Genomic DNA, 24,795 nt, shown 5'->3' on the forward strand with positions numbered 1-24,795 from the left:
CAGAACCCGCACGGGAGAGGGCGAACCGGTCAGGCCGTCGCCGGGTGCAGCCGCCGCGCCTCGACGCGGGCGCTGTGCGAGCCGTACAGGGTGACCGAGACGACCCCGAGGACCGCGACCAGGCCGATCAGGACCGTGCCCGCCCAGCCGCCCGCGTGGAAGGCGACCGCGCCGAGCGTGCCGCCCGCGCTGCTGCCCAGGTAGTACGCCGACTGGTACAGCGCCGAGGCCTGCGCGCGGCCCGTCTTCGCCGTGCGGCTCACCGAGGAGGAGGCGACCGCGTGGCCCGCGAAGAAACCGGCCGTGATCAGGACCAGGCCCACGAGGACCAGGGCGAGGGAGTCCGACAGCGAGAACAGCAGGCCCGCCGCCGTCGTCGAGACCGCGAGGTAGAGCGCGCCCCGCCGGCCCATCCGGCCGACCAGCTTGCCGGCCGCCGCCGAGGAGACCGTACCGACCAGGTAGATCAGGAAGATCGAGCCGATCACGCCCTGCGGCAGCGAGAACGGCGCCTCCACCAGGCGGTAGCCGATCACCGTGTACACGGCGCCGAAGACCGTCATGAACAGCGCGCCGATCACGTACAGGCGCATCAGGAGCGGATCGGCGAGGTGGCCGCGGACCGTCCGGGCCAGGGCCTTCGGGTTCAGCGTGCCGGGGGTGAAGTGCCGGGCCTTCGGGAGCAGCGCCCGGAAGGCCAGCGCGCACACCAGGGAGGTCACGCCGACGGCGGCCAGACCCGCGCGCCAGCCCCACAGCTGCGAGACCCAGCCGGTCACGAGCCGCCCGCTCATGCCGCCGATCGAGTTGCCCGCCACGAACAGGCCGATCGCGGCGACAAGGGCCCGCGGCCGCACCTCCTCGGCGAGGTACGCCATCGCGGAGGCCGGGAGGCCGGCGAGCGCCGCGCCCTGGACGGCGCGGAGCACGATCAGGGACTCCAGGTTCGGGGCGAGCGGCACCAGGAGCGCCACGGCGACCGCGACCGCGAGGGAGGCCGTCATCATCGCGCGCCGCCCGAAGCGCTCCGAGAGGGCGCTGAGCGGCAGGACGCAGAGGGCGAGGGCGCCGGTCGCGGCGGAGACCGTCCACGAGGCGGCGGCGGCCGTGGCGCCGAACTCGGCCGAGATGGCCGGGAGGAGGGCCTGCGTGGAGTAGAGGAGGGCGAAGGTGGCCAGGCCGGCGGCGAAGAGCGCGAGGCTCATCCGGCGGTAGCCGGGGGCACCGGGGGAGAGGCGGGTGTCGGCGGACGCGGTGGTGGCGGCCGCCTTGGTACTGGCGGAAGGCATGTCACGAACGTAGGACGGTCCGCTTCATGCGTCCAATGCACGGAACTGCTGTAATCGTTCCCATGGTGCATGAGTACAGGTCACAGCCTCGCCTGTCACCGAACAGTAACGAAGAAGACATGGGACTGCTGCTCGCGCCGCGGCTCGCGTACTTCGCCGCCGTCGCCCGGCACGAGCACGTGACCCGCGCCGCGGCCGAGATGGGCGTGCCGCAGTCGACGCTCTCGCGGGCCATGGTCCGCCTCGAAGAGGACCTCGGCGTCACCCTCTTCGCCCGGCGCGGCCGCACGGTCTCCCTCACCCCGGCGGGCCGCCGCTTCCTCACCGCCGCCGACCGGGCCCTCACCGAGGTGGAACGCGCCGCCGACACCGTACGGGCCGACGCCGACCCGACGGCGGGCCGGGTCGCCTTCGGTTTCCTCCACACGATGGGCTCCGAGACCGTCCCGGGTCTCATCCGCGCCTTCCGCGTCGACCACCCGCGGATCCGCTTCACCCTCGTCCAGAACTACGGCGAGGCCATGATCGAGCGGCTGCGGGCCGGCGACCTCGACCTCTGCCTGACCTCGCCGGTGCCGGACGCCCCCGACCTGGTGGCCCGGCGCCTCGACGAGCAGCGGCTGCGGCTCGTCGTCCCCGACGACCACCGGCTCGCCGGCCGCAAGCGGGTCCGGCTCGCCGAGGCCGCGGACGAGACCTTCGTGACCCTGGAGCCGGGGTACGGGCTCCGCCGCATCACCGACGACCTGTGCGCGGAGGCCGGGTTCAAGCCCCGGGTCGCCTTCGAGGGCGAGGAGGCCGAGACCCTGCGCGGTCTCGTCGCCGCCGGTCTCGGGGTCGCCCTGCTGCCCCCGCCCGCCGTCCCCCGGCCCGGCGTCGTCGAACTCACCGTCACCGCGCCGCGCGCGGTCCGCGAGATCGGCGTCGCCTGGCTCGACGGCCACCCGGACACGGCCCCGGTGGCCGCCTTCAAGAAGTTCCTGCTCGGCAGGCGCGGCCACCTGCTCCCGAAGGAGCCGTCACCCCCGGCGTGAGCCCCCGCGTGAGCTTCCGAAGCCCGCTGCCAGCGGCATGCGCAGGCCCAGGGGCGGGGGAGCCGCCATCGCGTCGGTCACCGGGCGGGCGACCGGCCGGGAGAAGAGGGCGCCGAGCGCGAAGTCCGCGGCGAGGGCCCGGACCTCGGCCGCGTACTGGCGCAGCGCGTGGCCGTCCGAGTGGACCTCGAAGCGGCAGGTGTCCCGGTTCGCCTTCTTGGCCCGCTCGGCGAACCGGAACGACAGCTCCGGGTCCGTCCGCGCGTCGTTCGTGCCGTGCGCGAGCAGCACCCTGCGCCCCACCAGCTGCCGCACCGGCTCCGGCTCCGCCGCCACGTCGTCCTCCGGCATCCACGGCGCGAGCGCGAGCACCGCGCAGACCGCCGGATGCCCGGCCGCCCGCAACGCCGCCCGCGCCCCCATGCCGTGGCCGACGAGGCAGACCGGGACGTCGCCGTAGCGCCGTACCGCCTCCGCGACCGCCCAGGACGCGTCCGCCACGAGGTCGGCGTCCGCGCCGTTCCAGCCGCGCGCCCGGTAGCGCACCACGTGCGCGACGAGCCCCTCGGACCGGCCCGCCCTGACCAGACCCCGGCCCAGCGGAAGCATCGCCGCGTGCGCCCGGGCGGAGGCCCGCCGGGCCGACACCGGCTCACCGTCCGGCAGGAGCAGCACCACGCCACCCACCGCCGCCGACGTGCGGGAACCTCCAACAGGCCGCCCGAGCCGGGGTCTCCGGGCTTCGGGCGGCGCCACGAGTGCGAAGTGCGCCATGACAGAACAGTCTCAGAAGCCGAGGTGTACGCCAGTCGTACGCGCGGTCTCTGTTACATATCGCAGGCCCTCGGCTCGAACGGCCGTGCTCAGACCGTCCGTTCGAAGCGGGCCATCGAGCCGATGACCTCGAAGCCCTTCCGGCCGTACCAGGTGTGCGGCCAGTCGCCCGGGAACGCGGTCAGGAAACGGGTCTCGCAGCCCGCGTCGGCGGCCTCGCGCAACGCCGTGTCCAGGACCTTCCCCGCGTAGCCCTGCTTCAGGTGGGCCTCCGCGGTGACCAGGTCCTCGATCTGCGCGATCCCGGTCTCCGGGTCCATGTACAGGTCGACCCACGCGGCCACCTCGCCCTCCGGGGTGTGCGCCGCGAAGAAGCGCACGACGTCGGCGCCGCGCCGCCGCGCGAGCCGCCGCTCCACGAGGTGGTCGATCTGCTCCGGCGTCGCCTGCGGGGCGAACCGCGGCCAGGACGCGGCGACCGGCCCGCGCAGCTCCTCGAAGTCGACCTCCCGCGCCCCGCCGTGCTCCGGCACCGGTCCGGCGTGCGCCATGATCAGCGTCGTGCCGTGCCGGAACCCGGCCCGCTCCATGGGCGCCACGCAGGCGGCGGCGACCGACTCGTCGAGGACGTACGAGAAGCGGTACGGGAGATGGCTCTGCGCCGCGTCCGTGTACCCGGCCAGCGCCTCCGGGTCCACGTCCCCGTAGACGAGCACGTGGTTGTTCCCGCGGGAGTGCCGGTAGGCGTCGTCGAGCACCGCGACGGCCCCGGGGAACTCGACGGTACGGGCCGCCTGGCGGCGGTCGAAGTCGGTCAGGAAGCCGAGGATCCGCGGCAGTTCGGACGCGGGCGTGGTGGAGGTCATACGCGCAGGCTAGGCGGACCGGCGCCAGGCCGCCACGAGAAAATCCGGCGCCACGACAGGTGTTCTACGCGCGTAGGGGCTAGAGTGCGGAAATGACGAGCCAGACCCCCAACGTCCCCACCGCGGACCAGATCCGCCGTGCCCCGAAGGTGCTGCTCCACGACCACCTCGACGGCGGACTGCGCCCCGGCACGATCATCGAACTCGCCCGGGAGCAGGGCTACGAACAACTCCCCGAGACGGAGCCCGACAAGCTCGGCATCTGGTTCCGCGAAGCCGCCGACTCCGGCTCCCTTGAGCGGTACCTGGAGACCTTCGCGCACACCTGTGCCGTCATGCAGAGCCGGGACGCGCTCTTCCGCGTCGCCGCCGAATGCGCGGTCGACCTCGCCGAGGACGGCGTCGTGTACGCCGAGGTGCGCTACGCCCCCGAGCAGCACCTGGAGGGCGGACTCACCCTCGAAGAGGTCGTCGAGGCCGTCAACGAGGGCTTCCGCGAGGGCGAGCGGCGGGCCAGGGCCAACGGTCACCGCATCCGCGTCGGCGCCCTGCTCACCGCCATGCGGCACGCCGCCCGAGCCCTGGAGATCGCCGAACTCGCCAACCGCTACCGCGACTCCGGCGTCGTCGGCTTCGACATCGCGGGCGCCGAGGCCGGCTACCCGCCCACCCGCCACCTCGACGCCTTCGAGTACCTCAAGCGGGAGAACAACCACTTCACCATCCACGCCGGCGAGGCCTTCGGACTGCCCTCCATCTGGCAGGCGCTCCAGTGGTGCGGCGCCGACCGGCTCGGCCACGGCGTCCGGATCATCGACGACATCGAGGTCTCCGACGACGGCACCGTCCGCCTCGGCCGCCTCGCGTCCTACGTCCGCGACAAGCGCATCCCGCTGGAGATGTGCCCCTCCTCCAACCTCCAGACCGGCGCCGCCGCCTCCTTCGCCGAGCACCCCATCGGCCTGCTCCGCACGCTCCACTTCCGGGCCACGGTCAACACCGACAACCGGCTGATGAGCGGGACGAGCATGAGCCGGGAATTCGAGCTGCTGATCGAGGCATTCGACTACACGCTCGACGACATGCAGTGGTTCACGGTCAATGCGATGAAATCAGCGTTCATTCCTTTCGATGAACGACTCGCCATGATCAACGAGGTGATCAAGCCCGGATACGCCGAGCTCAAGTCCGAATGGCTGTTCAAGCAAACGGCCACGACCAGCGAGTCTTCCCCCATGACGGGCTGAGAAGCCCCACGCGAAGACAACGGAGGCGGCCGGGGTGGCGCGACACCCGGCCGCTTTCCGGTGTTTGCGGAGGCGACGTTCGCTGGTTAGGTTGCAGAGCCGCTCTCGATTCCCAGGATTTCCCCTCCCGGCTTTTCACCCGAAGCCCCCGGATTCCCCAAGGAAGATTTTCAGATGAAGCAGTCTGCCGCCAAGAAGCTCGGTGTCGCCGCTCTCGGTGCCGCTTTCGCCGCCGCCGCCGGCACGGCCTCCGCAGCGCCGTCCCTGCCGCTCGACGCCGACGCCCTGGGCACGGTGACCCAGGCCGTCCCGCTCGGTGACGGCCTCACCACGCTCCCCGACGGCGCCGCCGAGTCCCTCGGAGCCGGCCAGGGCGCCCTCGGTCAGGGCGTCGACCAGGGCGTGAAGACCCTCCCGGCCGCCGCCGGCCAGGCCACCCAGAACCTCCCGCTCGACGCCGCCGCCGGCGGCCTCGGCGCCACCCCGATCGGCGGCCTGCTCGGCGGGCTCCCGCTGGGCGCCGGCGGCCTGCCGATCGGCTGACACCCGCCGTACCGCCGAAAGGGGCGCGCACCCGTATCCCGGGTCCGCGCCCCTTTCGGCGTACGTGCCCGGTGGCTACCAGGCCGAGGTCGCGGCCTTCTCCGACGGCAGGAATATCCACAGGCCCAGGTAGATCAGGAACTGCGGCCCCGGCAGCAGGCACGAGGCCAGGAAGATCAGACGCATCGTCCACGCGGAGGTGCCGAAGCGCCGGGCCAGCGCCGCGCACACTCCGCCGAGCACGCGTCCGTCACGGGGGCGGGTCAGTGCGGCCATGGTGGGCTCCTTCGGAGTCGTTCCGGGAGCCGCTCCTCCGGGCTCCCGATGACTCCATCCTGCCGCCGCGAACGGGGACGAAGCGTCCGTCTACGGGGCGATCGGGACCCTGGAAATCCTCGGGGTCGCACCCTGAGGAGCGCCGGTGCGGCGCAGCCGGGAACGGGCGGCCGGCACCACCAGGAGATGCGCGAGCGCGACGCCCGCCGTGTTCAGGAGGACCGAGTCCACGTCCACGACCTGGCCCGGCACCGCGGTCTGCAGCAGTTCGATGGCCAGCGACACCAGCGCGCCCGCGGCGGTCGTACGGGCCAGGGAGGCCCACCCGGAGACATGGAGCCGGCCGTCGGCCATCGGGAGCAGCACCCCGAGCGGGGCCAGGAGCAGCAGGCCCTCGCCGATCAGCCGGGCCGCCGCGACGCCGCCGAGCGCGAGGTCGGCCCGCAGGCCGTGCAGCGGGATCGTGTTCGGCGCGGTCACCCAGGCGACGTCCCGTGGGCGCAGGCTGACCCAGGCGACGAGCAGCAGATGCGCGAGGAGGAGGACGAACCCCGCCACGCGGACGACCACGGCGGCACTCCCGCCCGAACCTTGACGCTGCACGCCCCCCAAGACGCGCCTGGCAGCGGAATCGGTTCCCCAGGCGCTGCGGGCCTGTGCCCCGCCGGGCTCAGCTCGCCGACGGGCTCGGGGCCGGGGCCGTCGGTGGGGCAGAGGACGGGCGTTCGCGGAGTTCTGTCGTGCAGCGGTAGCGCTTCGCGGCGTACGCGCCCGGGCCGGCAAGGAGGACCGTGTGACCGCCCGCCCCCGCCGAGCTCTCCGCGAACGTGCAGACCAGCTGCGAGAGGGCCGTCGGGGCCAGGTCCTCCGGCTGCCGGCTCAGCCGCAGCGTGCCCGAAGGGTCGCCCGCGTGGCCGCCGCCGACCGTCAGCGGCCCGCGTACCTCGGTCGTGAAGCCGGCCTGCCGCTCGCTCTCCGACGGCACGGCGAGCAGCTGCGCGAGCAGCCTCCTCGCCGTCCGCACCGGATCACCGCCCGCCTTCTCCTCCGGCTGCGGCGACCGTCGGTCCACCGCCTCCAGCTGGGAGCCGCAGACCAGCAACACCCGGACCGGCACGCCCTGGGCCGCCGTCTCCGTCGTACCGTCGTCGGTCACGCTGCACGGGACCCGGGACGGGGCCGCGCCCGCGTCCACCGGCACCGATGTCGTCCGGATTCCGCAGCCGGTGACCAGCGCGGTCAGCCCGGCCACCAGAATCAGAGTGCGGCGCCTCACGCTTCCTCCACCTCGCCCTGGCTGCTGCGGGTCTGCACCTCGCGGGTGATGCCCGACGCGTCGAGCGGCAGGCGCAGCACGAACACCGCGCCGTCGACCCGACCGTCCTCGCCGACCGAGTTCGACGCCGTGATCGAGCCGCCGTGGATCAGCGCGTTCTCCATGGCGATCGACAGGCCGAGCCCGCTGCCGTCGGACCGCGGCCGGGACGCGCTCGCCTTGTAGAAGCGGTCGAAGACGTGCGGCAGCACTTCCTCGGGGATGCCGGGCCCGTGGTCGCGGACCGCGATGACCAGCTCGTCGTCGTCGGTGCGGACCGAGACCCGTACCGGCGAGCCGCCGTGCTTGAGCGCGTTCCCGATCAGGTTCGCCAGGATCACGTCCAGGCGCCGCGGGTCGAGCGGCGCCACGATCCCGCGCTCCGCGTCGAGCTCCACCGCGTCCAGCCAGGCCCGCGCGTCGATGCACGCGGTGATCTGGTCCGCGATGTCCACCTCGTCGAGGACGAGCCGCGCGGTGCCCGCGTCGAAGCGGGTCACCTCCATCAGGTTCTCCACCAGGTCGTTGAGGCGCCGGGTCTCGCTGACCACGAGGGCCACCGCGGGGGCGATCATCGGGTCCAGGGAGTCCTGCTCGTCCTCCAGGACCTCCGTCACGGCCGTCAGCGCGGTCAGCGGGGTCCGCAGCTCGTGCGACATGTCGGCCACGAAGCGCCGCGAGGACTCCTCCCGCGCGCTCATGTCCGCGACCTGCTTCTGCAGCGACTCGGCCGCGCTGTTGAACGTACGGGAGAGGTCGGAGAGTTCGTCGGCGCCGGAGACCCGCAGCCGGGTGTCCAGCTTGCCCTCGCCGAGCTGCCGGGCCGCCTCGCCGAGCCGGTGCACCGGGCGGAGCACGGTCGTCGCGGCGACCTGCGCGAGCAGCACCGAGCCGGCGACGGCGAGCGCGGTGGCGATGCCCAACGACCAGGCGAGCGAGTTCAGGTCGGCCTTCTCCGCGGCCAGCGACTTGAACATGTACCCGGCGGGCCCGCCGCCCTCGATCCGCGTCCCGCCGACCAGGTACGGCGTGCCGTTCCGCTCCGTACGCTGCCAGAACAGGTGGTACGGATACGGATTGGCCTCCGTCACCGGCCGCTTCGTGTCCACGGCCTCCCGCAGCGGGCGCGGCACGTCGGCCAGCGTGAAGTCGTCCGGGTTCGAGGCGCCCACGATCGGCTTGCCCGCGTCCCGCTCGCCGAGCAGCAGCACCTGGTAGTTCGCGGCGCTGTTCGTCGCCATCTGCTCGGCGGTCCGCCGCAGGTCGTCCTGGGTGGGCCGGAGCGGCAGCGTCGCCGTACGGTTCTGCATCTCCTGCCGGAAGTCGTTCAGCGCCCCGTCCTGGGTACGGGTCAGCACCGCCTCGCGGTTGAGCCAGTACGCGATGCCGGAGGCGGCGACGGCCGCGGTGAGCGCGACGAGGGCGAAGACGACGACGAGCCGCAGCCGCAGGCTGGAGAAGCGCAGCCGCGCGTATATCCCCTTGCTCACGCAGGAACGTCCAGCCGGTAACCGACGCCACGCACCGTACGGATCAGCGTCGGCGAGGACGGCACGTCCTCCACCTTGGCGCGCAGCCGCTGCACACAGGCGTCGACGAGCCGCGAGTCGCCCAGGTAGTCGTGCTCCCACACGAGCCGCAGCAACTGCTGCCGGGACAGCGCCTGTCCGGGCCGCCGGCTCAGCTCCAGGAGCAGCCGCAGCTCGGTCGGCGTGAGCTGGAGGTCCTCGCCGTTCTTGGTGACCGTCATCGCCGAACGGTCGATCACCAGCGAGCCGTACGTCGCCGAGTCCGTCGACTCGCGCTCCCCGCGCCGCAGCACGGCCCGGATGCGGGCGTCGAGCACCCGCCCCTGCACCGGCTTCACGACGTAGTCGTCGGCGCCGGACTCGAGCCCGACGACCACGTCGATGTCGTCGCTGCGCGCGGTCAGCAGGATGATCGGCAACTGGTCGGTCCGGCGGATGCGCCGGCAGACCTCGAAACCGTCGATGCCGGGCAGCATGACGTCGAGCACGACCAGATCCGGCCGCTGCTCACGCAGCAGCTGGAGACCGTCCTCACCCGTCGCGGCGGTGGCCACCCGGTGACCCTGCCGGGACAGGGAGAGTTCGAGGGCCGTCCGGATGGCGTCGTCGTCCTCGATCAGCAGCAGAAAAGGCACGCCGACATTCTGTCGCATGGGCCGTCCGAGATCGACCGCTCGTGGACTCGCTTCTGTTCCGTCCCCTGTGACACGGCTGTGACAGTCGGCGGACAACGCCATGAAGTCCGGCGGGCAAGCTTCTTGGCACACGGACCGAAACACACTCCAACCGACGGGGGGCGCGAGATGAACGCACTGCACAGCACCACCTCAAGCGCAGTTGTCACGCGTCTCCACGACGTCGTGTGGAGCAACGAGAAGTCCGGCGGTAACACGAACGGACGGGGGTGCGTTCGTACCGTCGGGCGTCAGCGCAAGGCGCCTCACATGGCGGCTGTTGCTGACGGGGGAGCGGCGTACGGGGAGGTCACGGGGGAGCGCACGGGCTGTTCGGAAGCCGAGTTCACGGCTTACGTCCAGGAGCGTCGTGCCTCCCTGTACGCCACCGCCTACCACCTGACCGGTGACCGTTTCGAGGCCGAGGACCTGCTCCAGAGCGCGCTGTTCTCCACGTACCGCGCCTGGGACCGGATCAGCGACAAGGCCGCCGTCGGCGGTTACCTGCGTCGCACCATGACGAACCTGCACATCAGCGCCTGGCGCCGGCGCAAGCTCAACGAGTACCCGACCGAGGAGCTGCCGGAGACGGTCGGCGAGACGGACGCGATGCGGGGTACGGAGCTGCGCGCGGTCCTGTGGCAGGCCCTGGCCCGCCTGCCCGAGCTCCAGCGGACGATGCTGGTGCTGCGCTACTACGAGGGCCGGACCGATCCGGAGATCGCGGAGATCCTGGACATCAGTGTCGGCACGGTGAAGTCGAGCATCTGGCGTTCGCTGCGGCGCATGCGCGAGGACGAGGTGCTGAGCTTCGGCCGTGACGAGGAGGAGTCCTTCGGCGAGCTGGTGGCCTGAAGGCCGGGGGGAACGGCCCCACGGGCGCTCACGGGGGAAACGGGGCGCTCGGGGGAACGGGGGAAAGCACGGGGGAACCGTACGGGGGTACGGGGAACACGAAGCGGGTCGTACGAGTCCGGGGGGTCTCGTACGACCCGCTTCGTGCGTACGCGGTACGGGCGTACGCGGTACGGGCGTGCGCGGTACGGGCGTGCGCGGTACGGGCGTGCGCGGTACGGGCGTACGCGGTACGGGCGTACGCGGACCGGCGTGCGGTGCAGGCCGGCCCGTCAGAGCGGCCTAGACCGGCGTGCGGTGCCGGCCCGCCGCCGCGGCGGCCAGGCGACCAAGGGCCTCCGGTTTGGCGCAGGGGTGGGCGCCCAGGGCCGCCTGGCGGGCGACGATCGCGCGTTCCGCGCGCATCAGGCGCCAGCCGCGGCGCAGCAGGAACGGGACGGACTTGCGGCCCTCGCGCAGGTCGCGGACGAGCCGGCGGCGGAAGGTCGTCGCGGGCCGGCCGCGCAGGCACAGCGCGTCGGCGAGGACGTCGAGGTCACGGCAGCGGTTCACGATCTCGGCCGCGAAGATGCCCTCCGCGACGAAGAGCGGGGTCCGCGCGATGTCGAGCCGCTCGTGGTCCACGCGCGAGCTGGTGGAGATGTCGTACACGGGGACGTCGGTCCGTCCCGTACGGCACAGCTCGACGATCGCGGCGACGGCGGCGTCCGCGTCCCAGGACCGTGGGGAGTCCCAGTCGATGTCCGTGCTGCCGTCGACGAGCGGGAGCGACGGGTCGTCGCCCTCCTTGTAGAAATCGTCGAGGCGCAGGACCGGAAGGCCGGTGACGGCGGCGAGGGACGACTTGCCGGAGCCTGAGGGGCCCGCGAGCAGGACGACCCGGGTCGGGATCGGTAGGGAACTCACGGAACACCAGTGTGAGGCATTCCCCCGTCCAGGGGACCACCGAGGAAGGCCGTTGGTATCGAGCATCACACCTCGACTACTGTCGGTGCCCGCCCGCTCACCCCCTGGAAGGATCTCCATGGCGCGTCACGCACAACCCCGGACCTCCCGCCGCGGCGCTCTGCTGAGGGCCGGTCTCGGCGTCACGGCGGCGGGCGCGGCGGTGCTCGGCGCCGGCGCCGCGGCCCAGGCCGCCGCCCCCGTGCCGCTGCCCGTCGACTCGCTGACCAGGACGGACGCCGGCGCGGCCGGAGCGGGCGCCCTCGACGGCGTCACGCACGGCGTGGGCCCGCTGACCCGGCTCCAGCTCGACCCGCTGGCCAACACCGGCGTCGACCCCCTGGACAACGGCCTCGGCACCCAGGTCGCCGACTTCAAGCCGGTCGGCACGAACCTGGTGACCGACCACGTCACCAGGGGCGGGGCGGTGTCCGATCTGCCGGTGGTCGGCGGCGTCACGCAGGGACTCCTCCCCTAGGGCATGACGGAACGGCCCCCGGGCAGTGCTGCTGCCCGGGGGCCGTTCCGTGCGGCGGCTAGTACGAGGAGCCGCTCGCGCCCAGCGAACCCGTCGGGTGCCAGACCGTCTTCGTCTCCAGGAACGCGGTCATGCGGTCCGTGCCCGGGGACTCCGCGAAGTCCTCGGTACGGGGGCGCAGGACGCGCTTCAGGTTGTCCGCCGCCGCGATCTCCAGGTCGCGGGCGAGGTCGCCGTCGGTCGCGCCCGTCAGGTCGATCGCGTTGACGTCCTGGTGGGCCGCGAGGTGCGGGCCCATCTCGGAGGCCTTGCCGGAGAGGATGTTGACCACGCCGCCGGGCAGGTCGGAGGTGGCCAGGACCTCGCCCAGGGAGAGGGCGGGGAGCGGGGACTTCTCGCTGGCGATGACGACGGCCGTGTTGCCCGTCGCGATCACCGGGGCGATCACCGAGACCAGGCCGAGGAAGGACGAGTCCTGCGGGGCCACGACCGTCACGACGCCGGTCGGCTCGGGGGTCGACAGGTTGAAGTACGGGCCCGCGACCGGGTTCGCGCCGCCCACGACCTGGGCGATCTTGTCGGTCCAGCCCGCGTACCAGACCCAGCGGTCGATCGCCGCGTCGACGACCACGGCCGCCTTCGACTTCGACAGGCCCTCCGCGTCCGCGACCTCGCGGACGAACTGGTCCCGGCGGCCCTCCAGCATCTCGGCGACGCGGTAGAGGATCTGGCCGCGGTTGTACGCGGTCGCGCCCGCCCAGCCGCCGAAGGCCTTGCGGGCGGCGACGACCGCGTCACGGGCGTCCTTGCGGGAGGAGAGCGGCGCGTTCGCCAGCCACTTGCCCTTCGAGTCGCTCACCTCGTACACCCGGCCGCTCTCGGAGCGGGGGAACTTGCCCCCGACGTACAGCTTGTAGGTCTTGAAGACACTGAGGCGCGTCACATCAGACATCGAGGTAGGCCTCCAGACCGTGGCGGCCGCCCTCGCGGCCGAAGCCCGACTCCTTGTAGCCGCCGAAGGGCGAGGTCGGGTCGAACTTGTTGAACGTGTTGGCCCAGACGACACCGGCCCGGAGCTTGCCGGCGACCGCGAGGATGCGGGAGCCCTTCTCCGTCCAGATGCCGGCCGACAGGCCGTACTGACTGTTGTTGGCCTTCGCGACGGCCTCGTCGGGCGTACGGAAGGACAGCACCGACAGGACGGGGCCGAAGATCTCGTCGCGGGCGATCCGGTGCGCCTGCGTGACGTTCGTGAAGAGCGTCGGGGCGAACCAGTAACCGGCCGACGGGATCTCGCACGCGGCGGTCCAGCGCTCGGCGCCCTCCGCCTCGCCCTCGTCCACCAGGGAGGTGATGCGGGCCAGCTGCTCGGAGGAGTTGATGGCGCCGATGTCGGTGTTCTTGTCGAGCGGGTCGCCGAGGCGGAGCGTCGACAGGCGGCGCTTGAGCGAGTCGAGCAGCTCGTCCTGGATCGACTCCTGGACCAGGAGGCGGGAGCCCGCGCAGCAGACCTGGCCCTGGTTGAAGAAGATGCCGTTGACGATGCCCTCGACGGCCTGGTCGATGGGGGCGTCGTCGAAGACGATGTTGGCGCCCTTGCCGCCCAGCTCCAGGGTCACCTTCTTGTCCGTGCCGGCGATCGAGCGCGCGATGGCCTTGCCGACGGCGGTCGAACCGGTGAAGGCGACCTTGTTCACGTCCGGGTGCTCGACGAGGGCCGCGCCCGTGGCGCCGTACCCCGGAAGGATGTTGACGACGCCCTTCGGCAGCCCGGCCTGGCGGCAGATGTCCGCGAAGAACAGGGCGGAGAGCGGGGTCGTCTCGGCCGGCTTCAGGACGACCGTGTTGCCGGTCGCGAGCGCCGGGGCGATCTTCCACGCCAGCATGAGCAGCGGGAAGTTCCACGGGATGACCTGGCCGGCCACGCCCAGCGGCTTCGGGTTCGCGCCGAAGCCCGCGTGGTCGAGCTTGTCGGCCCAGCCCGCGTAGTAGAAGAAGTGCGCGGCGACCAGGGGGAGGTCCGCGTCGCGGGTCTCCTTGATCGGCTTGCCGTTGTCCAGAGTCTCCAGGACGGCCAGCTCGCGGCTGCGCTCCTGGATGATCCGGGCGATCCGGAAGAGGTACTTGGCGCGCTCGGAACCGGGCAGCGCCGACCACTTCTCGAAGGCCTTGCGGGCCGCCCTCACCGCGCGGTCGACGTCCTCGGCGCCCGCCTGGGCGACCTCGGCGAGGACCTCCTCGGTGGCGGGGGAGACGGTCTTGAAGACCTTGCCGTCGGCGGCGTCCACGAACTCGCCGTCGATGAACAGGCCGTAGCTCGGTGCGATGTCGACGACGGAGCGCGACTCCGGTGCCGGTGCGTACTCGAATGCAGATGCCATGTTGATCAGTCCACCGTCACGTAATCGGGGCCGGAGTAACGGCCGGTCGCCAGCTTCTGGCGCTGCATCAGCAGGTCGTTGAGCAGGCTGGAAGCGCCGAAGCGGAACCAGTGGTTGTCCAGCCAGTCCTCGCCCACGGTCTCGTTGACGAGCACCAGGAACTTGATCGCTTCCTTGGTGTTGCGGATGCCGCCGGCCGGCTTCACGCCGATCTGCACGCCGGTCTGCGCGCGGAAGTCGCGCACGGCCTCCAGCATGAGGAGGGTGTTCGCCGGGGTGGCGTTGACCGCGACCTTGCCGGTCGAGGTCTTGATGAAGTCCGCGCCGGCCATCATGCCGAGCCAGGAGGCGCGGCGGATGTTGTCGTACGTGGAGAGCTCACCGGTCTCGAAGATCACCTTGAGGCGGGCGCGGTCGCCGCACTCCGCCTTGACGGCGGCGATCTGCTCGAAGACCTCCATGTACCGGCCGGCGAGGAAGGCGCCACGGTCGATGACCATGTCGATCTCGTCGGCCCCGGCGGCGATGGCGTCGGCGGTGTCGGCCAGCTTCACGGGGAGCGCGGCGCGCCCGGCCGGGAAGGCGGTGGCGACCGAGGCGACCTTGACGCCCGAGCCCGCGACGGCGGCCTTGGCGGTGGCCACCATGTCGGGGTAGACGCAGACGGCGGCGGTCTTCGGGGTCGTGCGGTCGGTCGGATCGGGGTTGACGGCCTTGGCGGCGAGCGCCCGGACCTTGCCCGGGGTGTCCGCGCCTTCGAGCGTCGTCAGGTCGATCATGGAAATAGCCAGGTCGATGGCGTAGGCCTTGGCCGAGGTCTTGATCGAGCGGGTGCCGAGCGACGCGGCGCGCGCCTCCAGGCCGACGGCGTCGACGCCGGGCAGCCCGTGGAGGAAGCGGCGCAGCGCACTGTCGGACGTGGTCACGTCGGCGAAAGCGAATGCTGCGGGTGCAGTGGTGGGCATGGTCACCAGTCGAGCATATCTACGCGCGTAGCGACCTGTACAGGGGAGCTCCTTCGACGAGCCCGAGGTCACAGGGGGTCCGACGGCGTGGTGACCGCTGTCACAGGCCCGTGACATGGAACGGACAGCTCCCGAATACAAGATCAATAGATTTTCTTTCAGCAGCCAGCCAGACCTCACCGACACACAGACGGACCGAGAAAAAGCGGCATGCGGCTCTCCCATCCACCTGCCTGATTTCACAGGAGTCGTTATGCGCACCGCCCTTCGCACCGCCATCGCCACCGCCCTCGTCGCGGGCGTCGCGATCACCGCCCCGGCCCTCACCGCCGGCGCCGCCTTCGCCGCCGACGCGCCGGTGGCCGCCGCCACGCGGGCCGCGGGCACGCCGGCCGCGGGCACCGAGACCGCGAAGCCGGCGGACGCGAAGGGTGCGAGTGCTCAGGAGGACGGCGTCTTCGTCCGGACCGAGACCCTCATCAACGGCACGATCGCCAAGATCTACAAGGTCAAGGGGCGGAATTACCGCGCCGAGCTCTTCTACCAGGGCAACCCGGTCGGCGTCCTGGAGGCGACCACCCGCTCCGTCGCTGGCAACGACAACGGCGAGTTCTTCGTCCTCAACCCGGACGGCACCACCTACAACTGGGACCGCAACTACGTCCCCGGCGCCAAGCCCGGCATCTACGAGCTCGCCGACGGCACGCGCCTCGAGCTCGCCCGGAAGGACGGCCGCTACGGCCTCCAGCTGATCGAGAACGGCAAGGGCCGAGGCTTCACCTACCTGAACGGCTTCCGCCAGGTCTGGACGTACGGCAAGGCCGTCGTCGTCCTGGAGCAGGACGGGGGCTTCGCCGCCTACATCCCCGGCTCGGCGAAGCAGGCCGCCCCGAAGCTCGTCCAGAAGGGCTCCGCGCCCACCCCGGGCCCGGCCGTCACCCTCGGCGAGTGCACCGTCCAGCAGGTCATCCCCTCCGTGTTCGCGCAGCTGACCGTGACGCTCACCAACGACCTCGAGAAGGGCCCGAAGGCCGTCCTCAACGACGAGGCCGGCAAGCCCATCGAGGTCCTCGACCGCGACCACGCGGCCGACCTGGGCGCGGGCCTCACCATCAAGGGCGCCGACACCACCACCCCGAAGCTCGGCCAGCGCACCCAGGGCGGCGACACGCCGTACGCCTGGACCGCGTTCCCGAAGCTCCCCAAGGGCTGCGAGAAGAACACGGCCACGCCCACCCCGGCGCCGTCCGTCACCACCCCGGCCCCCGCGGGCAACACCGGCACCACCACGAACAACGGGCAGACCTCCGTCATCCCGAAGGGCGGCGTCGCGGCCGGCGCCGAGCTCTCCGCCGAGGGCGACTCGACCGCGCTGATCGCCGCCGGCGCCGGTGCGGCCTCGCTCGCCGCCGCGGGCCTCGGCTTCGTCGTCCTGCGCCGCCGGTCCGGCGCCCGCGGCTGACCCCGCACCACCCTCCCTGCCCCTGACCCGAGCAGACGACACCCCACCCCGGGCCGGCCCGCCGCGCGCTGTGCGGCGGGCCGGCCACACCCCGATCTCAGGCCGGTCGTCGCCCTTCGTGCGGCGGCCGGCCGCACCCCGTCCGGAGCCTTCCCGTGAACCGCCGCAGCCCCCGGTCCCGTACCGCCGCCGTCCTCCTCCTCGCCTCGCTCGCCGCGCTCACCGGCTGCTCCACCGCCGGCGAGTCCGCGCCCGCCACCCCGCCCGCCCACATCTCGCGGGCCACGGCCCCCGCCCCCGCGCCGACGGCGAGCGCGGCCCCCGTGAAGCCGATGGCGCGCTCCCTGCCCGTCCGGGTCCGGGTGCCCGCCGCCGGGGTCGACACCGGGCCGATCCTGGACCTCGGCCTGAACGGGGACGGCACCGTCGAGGTGCCCTCGGTCGCGGACGCCGACCGGATCGGCTGGTACGACAAGGGCGTCACGCCCGGCCAGACCGGACCCGCCGTCCTCATCGGCCACTTCGACACCGCACGCGGCCCGGCCGTCCTCAAGAACGTCTCCAAGGTCCGCGTCGGCGACGAGATCACCGTGACCCGCGCCGACGGCACGACCGCCGTCTTCCGGGTCCGGGAGCTGGAGCAGGCCGACAAGCACGCCTTCCCGACGGCCAAGGTGTACGGCGACACCACCCGCCCCGAGCTGCGCATCGTCACCTGCGGCGGGGAGCTGGTCGACGGCCACCGCCCCGACAACATCATCCTGTACGCGGATCTCGTGGCCACGCGGGCCGCCTGAGCCCCCGTCCGCCCGCTGAGGCACAATCGGCGGCATGACGACCCCCGAGCCGACCCCCGAGCCCAGCCACGAGCGGAGCCGCGAGTCGACCCCCGAGCAGCCGTCCGCCCCCGCCGACAAGGTCTACCGGTCGCCCCTCGGGGTCGCGGGCGGGATCTTCCTGCTGCTCCTCGCGGCCGTGTTCGCCGGGGACGCGGTGTTCCGCGGCGACGGCCGCACGCCCTGGCTCGTGCTCGCGGGCCTCGTGCTCGCCGTCCCGCTGATCGTCGCCTTCACGATCCGGCCCGCCGTGTACGCCAACGACGACCGGCTCCGGATCCGCAACCCGTTCCGGACGATCACGCTGCCCTGGGGCAGGGTCGCCGACGTCCGCGCCGGCTACTCCAGCGAGGTCCTCACGAGGGAGGGCGCCAAGTACCAGCTGTGGGCGATCCCCGTCTCCCTGCGCCAGCGGAAGAAGGCCGCCCGCGGCGCCGCCCGCGTCTCCCAGGACGATCCGCACGCCCGCACCTCCGGCGTACGGGACGGCGCCTCCCGGCTCGCGCCGAGCGACAAGTCCATCGCCGAGCTGCGCGAACGCGCCGAGCGGCGCGCCGGGACCGCGGGCGCGCAGGGCGAGGCGCAGGTGCGCTGGGCGTACGAGATCGTCGGCCCCGCGCTGGCAGGGCTGCTGCTGATCGTGATCCTGGTCGCGACCGGCTGAGCCGTACGGGATGCCCTAGGGGGCCCCCGCCCACACGAGCAGCATGTATCCGCCCAGCCACGCCGAGGACAGCGCCGCGCCCACGAGCACGAGGGCGGCCACGTGCCGGCGGGCGCGGGCGACCGCCACGGCGAGCGGCAGCAGCAGCGGGAAGCCCGGCAGCAGGAAGCGGGCGCGCGGGAACCAGACGCCGCCGCTGCCGAGGACCACGAGCAGCAGCACGCCCGTGAACACGAGCAGCGGCAGCGGCTGCCGGTCGGCGAGACAGCACAGATAGAGCCCGGCGGACAGCAGCAGCACCACCGAGACGACGGACAGGAAGAGGTACGGGGCCTGGCTGTGGACCAGGTACCGCCTCAGCTCCCGCAGCGTCACCGCGCCCCCGTCCCACTGGTTCCCCCAGCGCCACTGCACCTCGAAGTAGCCGTCCCAACGCCCGCGGACCAGCGCCACCCAGCCCACGTAACCGAGCCAGCCGAGCGGCGCGGTGAGGGCGGCGGCCAGGGCCTTCCTCCTGCGCGGGGCGGGCTCGCACAGACCCGGCAGACCCGGCAGACCCGGCCCGCGTCCACCCGGCCCGCGGCGGCCGGGCTCGCGCCAAGCGGCGAGCAGCCCCGCCGCCGCGACCGCCGCCGCGACCGCGAGCCCCGTCGGTCTCGTCAGCCCGGCGGCCACCGCGAGCCCGGCCGCCCACGCCCAGCGCCCGGCGAGCACCGCGTACAGCGCCCAGGCGGCGAGGGCCGTGAACAGCGACTCCGTGTAGCCCATCCACTCCACGGCGGCCACCGGCGACGCGGCCCACAGGACCGCGAGGACCGTGCCGGTCCGGCGCCCGTGCAGCCGGTCGCCGACCGCGAACACCCCCCAGGCGGCGACCAGCGAGCACACCACCGCGAGCCCGAGCGCGACCGAGGCGCGGGAGCCGGGGAGGACCGCGGAGAGCCCCCGGACGAGCCCGGGGAAGAGCGGGAAGAAGGCGAGGTTCCGGGGGTAGGACGGGTCGGCGGCGTACCCGTGCTCCGCGATGTCCAGGTACCAGAGCGAGTCCCAGGTGCGGGCGAGCACCGGCCACAGGCCGTGCCCCTTCCCGTGCGCCCAGCGGGCGAGGACCGCGAGCCCCAGGAGCCGGACCGCCAGGAAGCCGAGGAGCGCCGGGGCCGCGTGCCGCAGCGCCCCGCGCCGCCCGACGCCGGGGGAGGGGGCGGAGGCGCGGGGGGTGGGGACGTACGGCACGGGTCTTGCGGACACCCGGTCACCCTGGCGCGCGCCCCCGGCGCGCGGTCCACGCGTCACGTCACGTGTCGTACGGGTTCACCCGGACGGGCGCGGCGGGGGAACGCCGGAGGGCCGGTACGGAAGCGACTCCGTACCGGCCCTCCTGACGTCAGGGGGTGGCCCTACAGCCCTGCGGCCTCGGACAGGTCCCGCTTGATCGCGGCGAGCACCTCCGCGCCCGTCGCGCGGGCCGTCGCCAGCTCGCTCCCGTCGCCGACCGGGACCACGACCTCCAGGTAGCACTTGAGCTTGGGCTCGGTGCCGGACGGGCGGACGATCACCCGGGCCTTGTAGGCGCCCTCCAGGTGGTAGCGCAGGCCGTCCGTCGGCGGCAGCGACTCCGTGCCCTTCGTCAGGTCCTCGGCCGAGACGACCGTCAGACCGGCGAGCCGCACCGGGGGCTTCTCGCGCAGCGCGGCCATCGCGTCCGCGATGACCGACAGGTCCTCGACGCGCACCGACAGCTGGTCCGTGGCGTGCAGGCCGTGCGCCACCGCCAGGTCGTCGAGCAGGTCGGCGAGCGTGCGGCCCTGCTCCTTGAGCACCGAGGCCAGCTCGGTGACGAGCAGCGCCGCCGTGATGCCGTCCTTGTCGCGGACGCCCTCGGGGTCGACGCAGTAGCCGAGCGCCTCCTCGTAGCCGTACCGCAGGCCGTCGACGCGGGCGATCCACTTGAAGCCGGTCAGCGTCTCCTCGTAGCCGACGCCCGCGGCCTCGGCGATGCGGCCGAGCAGCGAGGACGACACGATCGACTCGGCGAAGACGCCGGTGGCGCCCTTGTGCACGAGGTGCGCGGCGAGCAGTGCGCCGACCTCGTCGCCGCGGAGCATCCGCCAGCCGCCCTCGACGTCCGCGTCCGGCACGGCGACGGCGCAGCGGTCGGCGTCCGGGTCGTTGGCGATGACGAGGTCGGGGTCCACGGCCCGGGCGGCCTCGAAGGCCAGGTCCATGGCGCCCGGCTCCTCCGGGTTCGGGAAGGCGACCGTCGGGAACGCCGGGTCCGGCTCGGCCTGCTCGGCGACGAGCGCGGGCGGCGGGAAGCCGGCCCGGCCGAACGCGGCCGTCAGGACCTCCTTGCCGACGCCGTGCATGGCCGTGTAGACGGTCCGCGCGGTACGGGGGGAGCCGGGGGTCAGGACGGCGTCCGTACGCTCCAGGTACGACTCCAGGACCTCGTCGCCGAGCACCTGCCAGCCCTCGGAGGCGCGGGGCACGTCGTTCAGCGAGCGGATCGCGTCGATCTCGGCGGCGATCTCCGCGTCGGCCGGCGGCACGATCTGCGAGCCGTCGCCCAGGTAGACCTTGTAGCCGTTGTCGCGCGGCGGGTTGTGGCTGGCGGTCACCTCGACGCCGGCGACGGCGCCCAGGTGCCTTATGGCGTACGCGAGGACGGGCGTCGGCAGCGGGCGCGGGAGCAGCGCGGCGCGCAGCCCGGCGGCGGTCATCACGGCGGCGGTGTCGCGGGCGAAGTCGACGGACTTGTAGCGGGCGTCGTAGCCGACGACGACGAGACCGCCGGTCTCGCCCTTCGCCTTCAGGTACGCGGCGAGGCCGGCGGCGGCGCGGATCACGACCGAGCGGTTCATCCGCATGGGCCCGGCGCCGATCTCACCGCGGAGGCCGGCGGTGCCGAACTGCAGCGTGCCGCTGAAACGGGCGGCGAGCTCGTCGGTGGCGTTGCGGTCGAGGAGCGCGGCGAGCTCGTCGCGGGTCTCCTGGTCGGGATCCTCGGCGAGCCACGCCTGGGCCCGGGCGAGGAGGTCGTCCTGCGTCACGGTGGTGTGCCTTTCGGGGGGTGCGGGTGCCGGTGCGGGCGGGTGGGGTGGTGCGGGCCCGCGGGTTGTGCGGGGGCCGCTGCGCGGAGCCTTCCCCCACCCCGCGCAGCGGCCCGCCGTCGGAGACTCAGATCCGGTCGAGGACCCGCGTCAGCAGCTCGCCCATCCGCGCCGCCGAGTCCCGCCCCGCCTGGAGCACTTCCTCGTGGTTCAGCGGCTCGCCCGAGAGCCCCGCCGCCAGGTTGGTGACCAGCGAGATGCCGAGGACCTCCGCGCCGGCCTCGCGGGCCGCGATGGCCTCCAGGACGGTGGACATGCCGACGAGGTCGCCGCCCAGGACGCGGACCATGTTGATCTCGGCCGGGGTCTCGTAGTGCGGGCCGGGGAACTGGACGTACACGCCCTCCTCAAGCGTCTCGTCGACCTCCTTGCACAGCGCGCGCAGGCGCGGCGAGTACAGGTCGGTGAGGTCGACGAAGTTCGCGCCGACGATCGGGGAGGCGGCCGTCAGGTTGAGGTGGTCGCTGATGAGGACCGGCTGGCCGGGGCGCATGCCCTCGCGGAGGCCGCCGCAGCCGTTGGTGAGGATGACGGTCTTGCAGCCGGCGGCGACGGCGGTGCGGACGCCGTGGGCGACGGAGGCGACGCCGCGGCCCTCGTAGAAGTGGGTGCGGCCGAGGAAGACCAGCGCGCGCTTCTCACCGATCTTGTACGAGCGGACCTTGCCGCCGTGGCCCTCGACGGCCGGCGGCGGGAAGCCGGGGAGCTCGGTCACCGGGAACTCGGCCTCGGGGGCGCCGAGGGCGTCGACGGCGGGGGCCCAGCCGGAGCCCATGACCAGGGCGACGTCGTGGTTCTCGACACCGGTCAGCTCGCGCAGACGCGTGGCTGCGGCCTCGGCGGCCTCGTACGGGGTGGCAGTTGCGTTCACTGACTCTCTCGCCTCGGGGAGGGGGGTCCGAGGGGAGCCCCGGACGGATTTGGTACGCGAAGCAGCGTAGCCGGAGAATTCCTACGCGCGTAGATGACGATGCGGACGGACATGCGATCGTTGTCTTGTCGTTTCCGACGAACGGCGGATTCCGGCCGCCCCGGCCGGACCGACAGGGTCAGCAGGGTCGCTTGCGCAACTCCATCACGTAGTCGTGCGGCGCGCCCGCCGACTCGGCCGCGTCGGCGACCTCTCCCAGGTACCGCGCGGACGGCAGCCCGCCCTCGTAGGCGTTGAGCACGTACACCCAGGCCGGCTCTTCGCCGTCCAGGGTGTGCACGCGCACCCGCATCCGCCGGTAGATGTCGAGGCCCACGCCCTCCCAGCGGTCCATGGAGTCCTCGTCCATCGGCGCGATGTCGTACAGCGCCACGAAGACCTGGGAGCGGGGGGCCTCCACGATGGTGGCCAGCGCTCCCTCCCAGCCCATCTGCTCACCGCCGAAGGTGAGCCGCCAGCCGTTCAGCCAGCCGGTGCTGCGCAGCGGGGAGTGCGGTGCGCGGCGGCTCATCAGCCGGGCGTCGAGGTTGCCGGCGAAAGCGGCGTAGAGCGACATGGGACCGAGGGTACGGGAGGGGGCGGGGTGTCCGCCGAACGCCGAGGTGGCGACGTACGGGACCCTGACGCGGGGTCGTCCGGGGCCCGGGACGCGGACCCCCGCCACCCCGGACGCGAGGCTTGTACGGGGCCCGGGACGCGGACCCCCGCCACCCCGGACGCGAGGCCTGTACGGGGCCCGAGACACGGACCCCCGCCACCCCGGACGCGAGGCCTGTACGGCGCCCGAGACACGGACCCCCGCCACCCCGGACGCGAGGCTTGTACGGCGCCCGAGACACGGACCCCCGCCACCCCGGACGCGAGGCCCGTACGGGGCCCGGGACGCGGACTCCTCCGCCCCCGGCGCAGGCCCCTGCGGCCGCGCCCCCGCCCCCGTTCGCCCCCTTCGGCGCCCCGGCGCGAGGCAGTGCCCGGAGTGCGGGACAATGGGCTACGCACTTGAAGCGTGCGGGACAATGGCGTACGCACTGCATCCCAGCGGGGGGACACCCCGGCAGAACGAGAGCGCGAGGCGTAGATCCCAGTGACCCGGATCGTGATCATCGGCGGCGGACCCGGCGGATACGAGGCGGCCCTGGTGGGCGCCCAACTCGGCGCGGAGGTGACCGTCGTCGACTGCGACGGCCTCGGCGGCGCGTCCGTCCTGACCGACTGCGTCCCGTCCAAGACCCTCATCGCCACGGCCGAGGTGATGACGACCTTCGACTCCTCGTACGAGGAGCTGGGCATCATCGTGGCCGACGACACCCCGCCGCTCGAGCAGGCCGCCCGCGTCGTCGGCGTGGACCTCGGCAAGGTGAACCGACGGGTGAAGCGCCTCGCGCTCGCCCAGTCCCACGACATCACCGCCTCCGTCACCCGGGCCGGTGCCCGGGTCCTGCGCGGCCGCGGCCGGCTGGACGGCCGGCAGGCGATGGACGGCTCCCGTCAGGTGATCGTCACCGCCGCCGACGGCACCGAGGAGACGCTGACCGCCGACGCCGTGCTGATCGCGACCGGCGCCCACCCGCGCGAGGTGCCCGACGCCAAGCCGGACGGCGAGCGCATCCTGAACTGGACGCAGGTCTACGACCTGAAGGAGCTCCCCGAGGAGCTCATCGTGGTCGGCTCCGGCGTCACCGGCGCCGAGTTCGCCGGTGCCTACCAGGCGCTCGGCTCCCGGGTCACGCTCGTCTCCTCCCGTGACCGCGTCCTCCCCGGTGAGGACCCGGACGCCGCCGCCGTCCTGGAGGACGTCTTCCGGCGCCGCGGCATGAACGTCATGGCCCGCTCCCGCGCCGAGTCCGCCAAGCGGGTCGGCGACCGGGTCGAGGTCACCCTCTCGGACGGCCGGGTCATCTCCGGCACGCACTGCCTGATGGCGGTCGGCGCGATCCCGAACTCGGCCGGGATGGGTCTGGAGGAGGCGGGGGTCAAGCTGAAGGACTCCGGTCACATCTGGACCGACAAGGTCTCCCGTACCACCGCCCCCGGCGTGTACGCCGCCGGTGACGTCACCGGGGTCTTCGCGCTCGCCTCGGTCGCCGCCATGCAGGGCCGGATCGCGATGTACCACTTCCTCGGCGACGCGGTGGCCCCGCTGAACCTGAAGACGGTCTCCTCGAACGTCTTCACCGACCCGGAGATCGCCACCGTCGGCTACACCCAGGCCGACGTGGACGCGGGCAAGATCGACGCCAAGGTCGTCAAGCTGCCCCTGCTGCGCAACCCGCGCGCGAAGATGCAGGGCATCCGGGACGGCTTCGTGAAGATCTTCTGCCGTCCCGGCACCGGCATCGTCGTCGGCGGCTGTGTCGTCGCGCCGAAGGCGAGCGAGCTGATCCATCCGATCTCGATCGCGGTCGACAACAATCTGACGGTCGAACAGATCGCAAATGCTTTCACCGTGTACCCCTCCCTGTCGGGCTCGATCGCGGAAGTGGCACGGCAGTTGCACACCCGAAAGGCGACGGGCGAGGCGTAGCATCCCGCTCCGGTCCGGCTCCCGCCTGCGGGAACGGTTCGCCCACTCGGACAACCCCCGGCAATCCCGGGCATAGAACGATCAACGACGGGGCCTC

The 24,795-nt window shown here is 73.0% G+C and carries 25 protein-coding genes; 9 read left to right on the top strand and 16 right to left on the bottom strand.

The genetic code is table 11. From position 1 onward, the window contains the following. Positions 1 to 29 precede the first annotated feature (29 nt). A complete protein-coding gene (locus ACZ7HT_RS16775; protein WP_471165836.1) occupies positions 30 to 1,289 on the bottom strand; it encodes an MFS transporter in 1,260 nt (419 codons plus the stop codon). A 62-nt stretch (positions 1,290 to 1,351) separates the two neighbouring features. Here ACZ7HT_RS16775 and ACZ7HT_RS16780 point away from each other — a divergent pair, with 62 nt between their 5' ends. Beyond that, on the top strand, positions 1,352 to 2,323 hold the full coding sequence (locus ACZ7HT_RS16780; RefSeq protein ID WP_471165839.1) for a LysR family transcriptional regulator: 972 nt from the start codon (positions 1,352 to 1,354) through the stop codon (positions 2,321 to 2,323). Here ACZ7HT_RS16780 and ACZ7HT_RS16785 read toward each other — a convergent pair. Then, a complete protein-coding gene (locus ACZ7HT_RS16785) occupies positions 2,309 to 3,097 on the bottom strand; it encodes an alpha/beta hydrolase (protein ID WP_471165841.1) in 789 nt (262 codons plus the stop codon). The two genes, ACZ7HT_RS16780 and ACZ7HT_RS16785, sit on opposite strands and share 15 nt — an antisense overlap. Before the next feature lie 89 nt (positions 3,098 to 3,186). Next, on the bottom strand, positions 3,187 to 3,963 hold the full coding sequence (locus tag ACZ7HT_RS16790) for a GNAT family N-acetyltransferase (protein WP_471165844.1): 777 nt from the start codon (positions 3,961 to 3,963) through the stop codon (positions 3,187 to 3,189). Between the two features lie 92 nt (positions 3,964 to 4,055). Here ACZ7HT_RS16790 and ACZ7HT_RS16795 point away from each other — a divergent pair, with 92 nt between their 5' ends. After that, the gene (locus ACZ7HT_RS16795) at positions 4,056 to 5,210 is read left to right on the top strand and encodes an adenosine deaminase (RefSeq protein ID WP_471165846.1); all 1,155 of its coding nucleotides are present in this window, start codon (positions 4,056 to 4,058) and stop codon (positions 5,208 to 5,210) included. 174 nt (positions 5,211 to 5,384) lie between these two features. Then, positions 5,385 to 5,753 carry a hypothetical protein gene (locus tag ACZ7HT_RS16800; RefSeq protein ID WP_471165849.1) on the top strand — a complete coding sequence of 123 codons (369 nt, stop codon included), beginning with the start codon at positions 5,385 to 5,387 and terminating at the stop codon, positions 5,751 to 5,753. Positions 5,754 to 5,828: 75 nt separating this feature from the next. Here the strand turns inward: ACZ7HT_RS16800 and ACZ7HT_RS16805 are convergent, their stop codons facing one another. From ACZ7HT_RS16805 to afsQ1, 5 genes are all read right to left on the bottom strand, one after another. Further along, the gene (locus ACZ7HT_RS16805; RefSeq protein WP_471165852.1) at positions 5,829 to 6,029 is read right to left on the bottom strand and encodes a PspC domain-containing protein; all 201 of its coding nucleotides are present in this window, start codon (positions 6,027 to 6,029) and stop codon (positions 5,829 to 5,831) included. 90 nt (positions 6,030 to 6,119) lie between these two features. Next, on the bottom strand, positions 6,120 to 6,599 hold the full coding sequence (locus tag ACZ7HT_RS16810; RefSeq protein ID WP_471165854.1) for a VanZ family protein: 480 nt from the start codon (positions 6,597 to 6,599) through the stop codon (positions 6,120 to 6,122). Positions 6,600 to 6,699: 100 nt separating this feature from the next. Then, positions 6,700 to 7,305, bottom strand: a complete 606-nt coding sequence (locus ACZ7HT_RS16815) for a hypothetical protein (RefSeq protein WP_471165856.1) — start codon at positions 7,303 to 7,305, stop codon at positions 6,700 to 6,702. Beyond that, on the bottom strand, positions 7,302 to 8,834 hold the full coding sequence (locus ACZ7HT_RS16820) for an ATP-binding protein (protein ID WP_471165858.1): 1,533 nt from the start codon (positions 8,832 to 8,834) through the stop codon (positions 7,302 to 7,304). Before ACZ7HT_RS16820 ends, ACZ7HT_RS16815 begins: the two co-directional genes overlap by 4 nt. Continuing rightward, positions 8,831 to 9,508, bottom strand: a complete 678-nt coding sequence (afsQ1, locus tag ACZ7HT_RS16825) for a two-component system response regulator AfsQ1 (RefSeq protein WP_017239746.1) — start codon at positions 9,506 to 9,508, stop codon at positions 8,831 to 8,833. The genes ACZ7HT_RS16820 and afsQ1 overlap by 4 nt, the downstream gene beginning before the upstream one ends. A gap of 168 nt (positions 9,509 to 9,676) precedes the next feature. On the opposite strand from afsQ1, the gene ACZ7HT_RS16830 reads away from it, so the two are divergent. After that, complete coding sequence (locus tag ACZ7HT_RS16830; protein WP_471165861.1) at positions 9,677 to 10,402, top strand: SigE family RNA polymerase sigma factor; 726 nt, start codon at positions 9,677 to 9,679, stop codon at positions 10,400 to 10,402. Positions 10,403 to 10,684: 282 nt separating this feature from the next. Here ACZ7HT_RS16830 and ACZ7HT_RS16835 read toward each other — a convergent pair whose 3' ends face one another. Beyond that, positions 10,685 to 11,374 carry a uridine kinase family protein gene (locus tag ACZ7HT_RS16835; RefSeq protein WP_471165864.1) on the bottom strand — a complete coding sequence of 230 codons (690 nt, stop codon included), beginning with the start codon at positions 11,372 to 11,374 and terminating at the stop codon, positions 10,685 to 10,687. 52 nt (positions 11,375 to 11,426) lie between these two features. On the opposite strand from ACZ7HT_RS16835, the gene ACZ7HT_RS16840 reads away from it, so the two are divergent. Then, positions 11,427 to 11,825, top strand: coding sequence for a hypothetical protein (locus ACZ7HT_RS16840; protein ID WP_471165866.1), 399 nt, complete (start codon positions 11,427 to 11,429; stop codon positions 11,823 to 11,825). A gap of 58 nt (positions 11,826 to 11,883) precedes the next feature. Here ACZ7HT_RS16840 and ACZ7HT_RS16845 read toward each other — a convergent pair whose 3' ends face one another. Genes ACZ7HT_RS16845 through deoC form a run of 3 tightly spaced genes read right to left on the bottom strand, consistent with a single transcriptional unit; the run spans position 11,884 to position 15,171 of the window. Further along, a complete protein-coding gene (locus tag ACZ7HT_RS16845) occupies positions 11,884 to 12,777 on the bottom strand; it encodes an aldehyde dehydrogenase family protein (RefSeq protein ID WP_471165868.1) in 894 nt (297 codons plus the stop codon). After that, positions 12,770 to 14,206, bottom strand: coding sequence for an aldehyde dehydrogenase family protein (locus tag ACZ7HT_RS16850; protein WP_471165870.1), 1,437 nt, complete (start codon positions 14,204 to 14,206; stop codon positions 12,770 to 12,772). The genes ACZ7HT_RS16845 and ACZ7HT_RS16850 overlap by 8 nt, the downstream gene beginning before the upstream one ends. Before the next feature lie 5 nt (positions 14,207 to 14,211). Then, a complete protein-coding gene (gene deoC, locus ACZ7HT_RS16855) occupies positions 14,212 to 15,171 on the bottom strand; it encodes a deoxyribose-phosphate aldolase (protein WP_471165872.1) in 960 nt (319 codons plus the stop codon). A gap of 253 nt (positions 15,172 to 15,424) precedes the next feature. On the opposite strand from deoC, the gene ACZ7HT_RS16860 reads away from it, so the two are divergent. The 3 genes from ACZ7HT_RS16860 to ACZ7HT_RS16870 all read left to right on the top strand — a co-directional run bounded on the left by ACZ7HT_RS16860 (position 15,425) and on the right by ACZ7HT_RS16870 (position 18,133). Then, entirely contained in the window at positions 15,425 to 16,633 is a 1,209-nt protein-coding gene (locus tag ACZ7HT_RS16860; RefSeq protein WP_471165874.1) for a hypothetical protein, read from the top strand. 155 nt (positions 16,634 to 16,788) lie between these two features. Beyond that, positions 16,789 to 17,430: a class F sortase gene (locus ACZ7HT_RS16865; RefSeq protein ID WP_471165877.1), complete on the top strand. Its 642-nt coding sequence runs from the start codon at positions 16,789 to 16,791 to the stop codon at positions 17,428 to 17,430. A 34-nt stretch (positions 17,431 to 17,464) separates the two neighbouring features. After that, positions 17,465 to 18,133, top strand: coding sequence for a PH domain-containing protein (locus ACZ7HT_RS16870; protein WP_471165879.1), 669 nt, complete (start codon positions 17,465 to 17,467; stop codon positions 18,131 to 18,133). 15 nt (positions 18,134 to 18,148) lie between these two features. Here ACZ7HT_RS16870 and ACZ7HT_RS16875 read toward each other — a convergent pair whose 3' ends face one another. The 4 genes from ACZ7HT_RS16875 to ACZ7HT_RS16890 form a co-directional block, all read right to left on the bottom strand. Then, positions 18,149 to 19,381: a mannosyltransferase family protein gene (locus tag ACZ7HT_RS16875; RefSeq protein WP_471165881.1), complete on the bottom strand. Its 1,233-nt coding sequence runs from the start codon at positions 19,379 to 19,381 to the stop codon at positions 18,149 to 18,151. 149 nt (positions 19,382 to 19,530) lie between these two features. Continuing rightward, on the bottom strand, positions 19,531 to 21,183 hold the full coding sequence (locus ACZ7HT_RS16880; protein ID WP_471165884.1) for a phospho-sugar mutase: 1,653 nt from the start codon (positions 21,181 to 21,183) through the stop codon (positions 19,531 to 19,533). A 127-nt stretch (positions 21,184 to 21,310) separates the two neighbouring features. Next, complete coding sequence (locus ACZ7HT_RS16885; RefSeq protein WP_471165887.1) at positions 21,311 to 22,114, bottom strand: purine-nucleoside phosphorylase; 804 nt, start codon at positions 22,112 to 22,114, stop codon at positions 21,311 to 21,313. Positions 22,115 to 22,292: 178 nt separating this feature from the next. Continuing rightward, positions 22,293 to 22,730 (bottom strand): gamma-glutamylcyclotransferase family protein, encoded by a 438-nt coding sequence (locus ACZ7HT_RS16890; protein ID WP_471165890.1) that lies wholly within the window; start codon positions 22,728 to 22,730, stop codon positions 22,293 to 22,295. Between the two features lie 528 nt (positions 22,731 to 23,258). Here ACZ7HT_RS16890 and ACZ7HT_RS16895 point away from each other — a divergent pair. Then, positions 23,259 to 24,698: an NAD(P)H-quinone dehydrogenase gene (locus tag ACZ7HT_RS16895; RefSeq protein ID WP_471165892.1), complete on the top strand. Its 1,440-nt coding sequence runs from the start codon at positions 23,259 to 23,261 to the stop codon at positions 24,696 to 24,698. Positions 24,699 to 24,795: the final 97 nt, after the last annotated feature.

The sequence above is a fragment of the Streptomyces sp. NPDC037410 genome, assembly GCF_055602235.1.

Bases quoted from the DNA above. Each gene is read 5' to 3' on its own strand.
- ACZ7HT_RS16775 (WP_471165836.1), bottom strand. From the start codon at position 1,289: ATGCCTTCCGCCAGTACCAAGGCGGCCGCCACCACCGCGTCCGCCGAC.
- ACZ7HT_RS16780 (WP_471165839.1), top strand. From the start codon at position 1,352: ATGGTGCATGAGTACAGGTCACAGCCTCGCCTGTCACCGAACAGTAAC.
- ACZ7HT_RS16785 (WP_471165841.1), bottom strand. From the start codon at position 3,097: ATGGCGCACTTCGCACTCGTGGCGCCGCCCGAAGCCCGGAGACCCCGG.
- ACZ7HT_RS16790 (WP_471165844.1), bottom strand. From the start codon at position 3,963: ATGACCTCCACCACGCCCGCGTCCGAACTGCCGCGGATCCTCGGCTTC.
- ACZ7HT_RS16795 (WP_471165846.1), top strand. From the start codon at position 4,056: ATGACGAGCCAGACCCCCAACGTCCCCACCGCGGACCAGATCCGCCGT.
- ACZ7HT_RS16800 (WP_471165849.1), top strand. From the start codon at position 5,385: ATGAAGCAGTCTGCCGCCAAGAAGCTCGGTGTCGCCGCTCTCGGTGCC.
- ACZ7HT_RS16805 (WP_471165852.1), bottom strand. From the start codon at position 6,029: ATGGCCGCACTGACCCGCCCCCGTGACGGACGCGTGCTCGGCGGAGTG.
- ACZ7HT_RS16830 (WP_471165861.1), top strand. From the start codon at position 9,677: ATGAACGCACTGCACAGCACCACCTCAAGCGCAGTTGTCACGCGTCTC.
- ACZ7HT_RS16835 (WP_471165864.1), bottom strand. From the start codon at position 11,374: ATGCTCGATACCAACGGCCTTCCTCGGTGGTCCCCTGGACGGGGGAAT.
- ACZ7HT_RS16840 (WP_471165866.1), top strand. From the start codon at position 11,427: ATGGCGCGTCACGCACAACCCCGGACCTCCCGCCGCGGCGCTCTGCTG.
- ACZ7HT_RS16845 (WP_471165868.1), bottom strand. From the start codon at position 12,777: ATGTCTGATGTGACGCGCCTCAGTGTCTTCAAGACCTACAAGCTGTAC.
- ACZ7HT_RS16850 (WP_471165870.1), bottom strand. From the start codon at position 14,206: ATGGCATCTGCATTCGAGTACGCACCGGCACCGGAGTCGCGCTCCGTC.
- deoC (WP_471165872.1), bottom strand. From the start codon at position 15,171: ATGCCCACCACTGCACCCGCAGCATTCGCTTTCGCCGACGTGACCACG.
- ACZ7HT_RS16860 (WP_471165874.1), top strand. From the start codon at position 15,425: ATGCGCACCGCCCTTCGCACCGCCATCGCCACCGCCCTCGTCGCGGGC.
- ACZ7HT_RS16870 (WP_471165879.1), top strand. From the start codon at position 17,465: ATGACGACCCCCGAGCCGACCCCCGAGCCCAGCCACGAGCGGAGCCGC.
- ACZ7HT_RS16890 (WP_471165890.1), bottom strand. From the start codon at position 22,730: ATGTCGCTCTACGCCGCTTTCGCCGGCAACCTCGACGCCCGGCTGATG.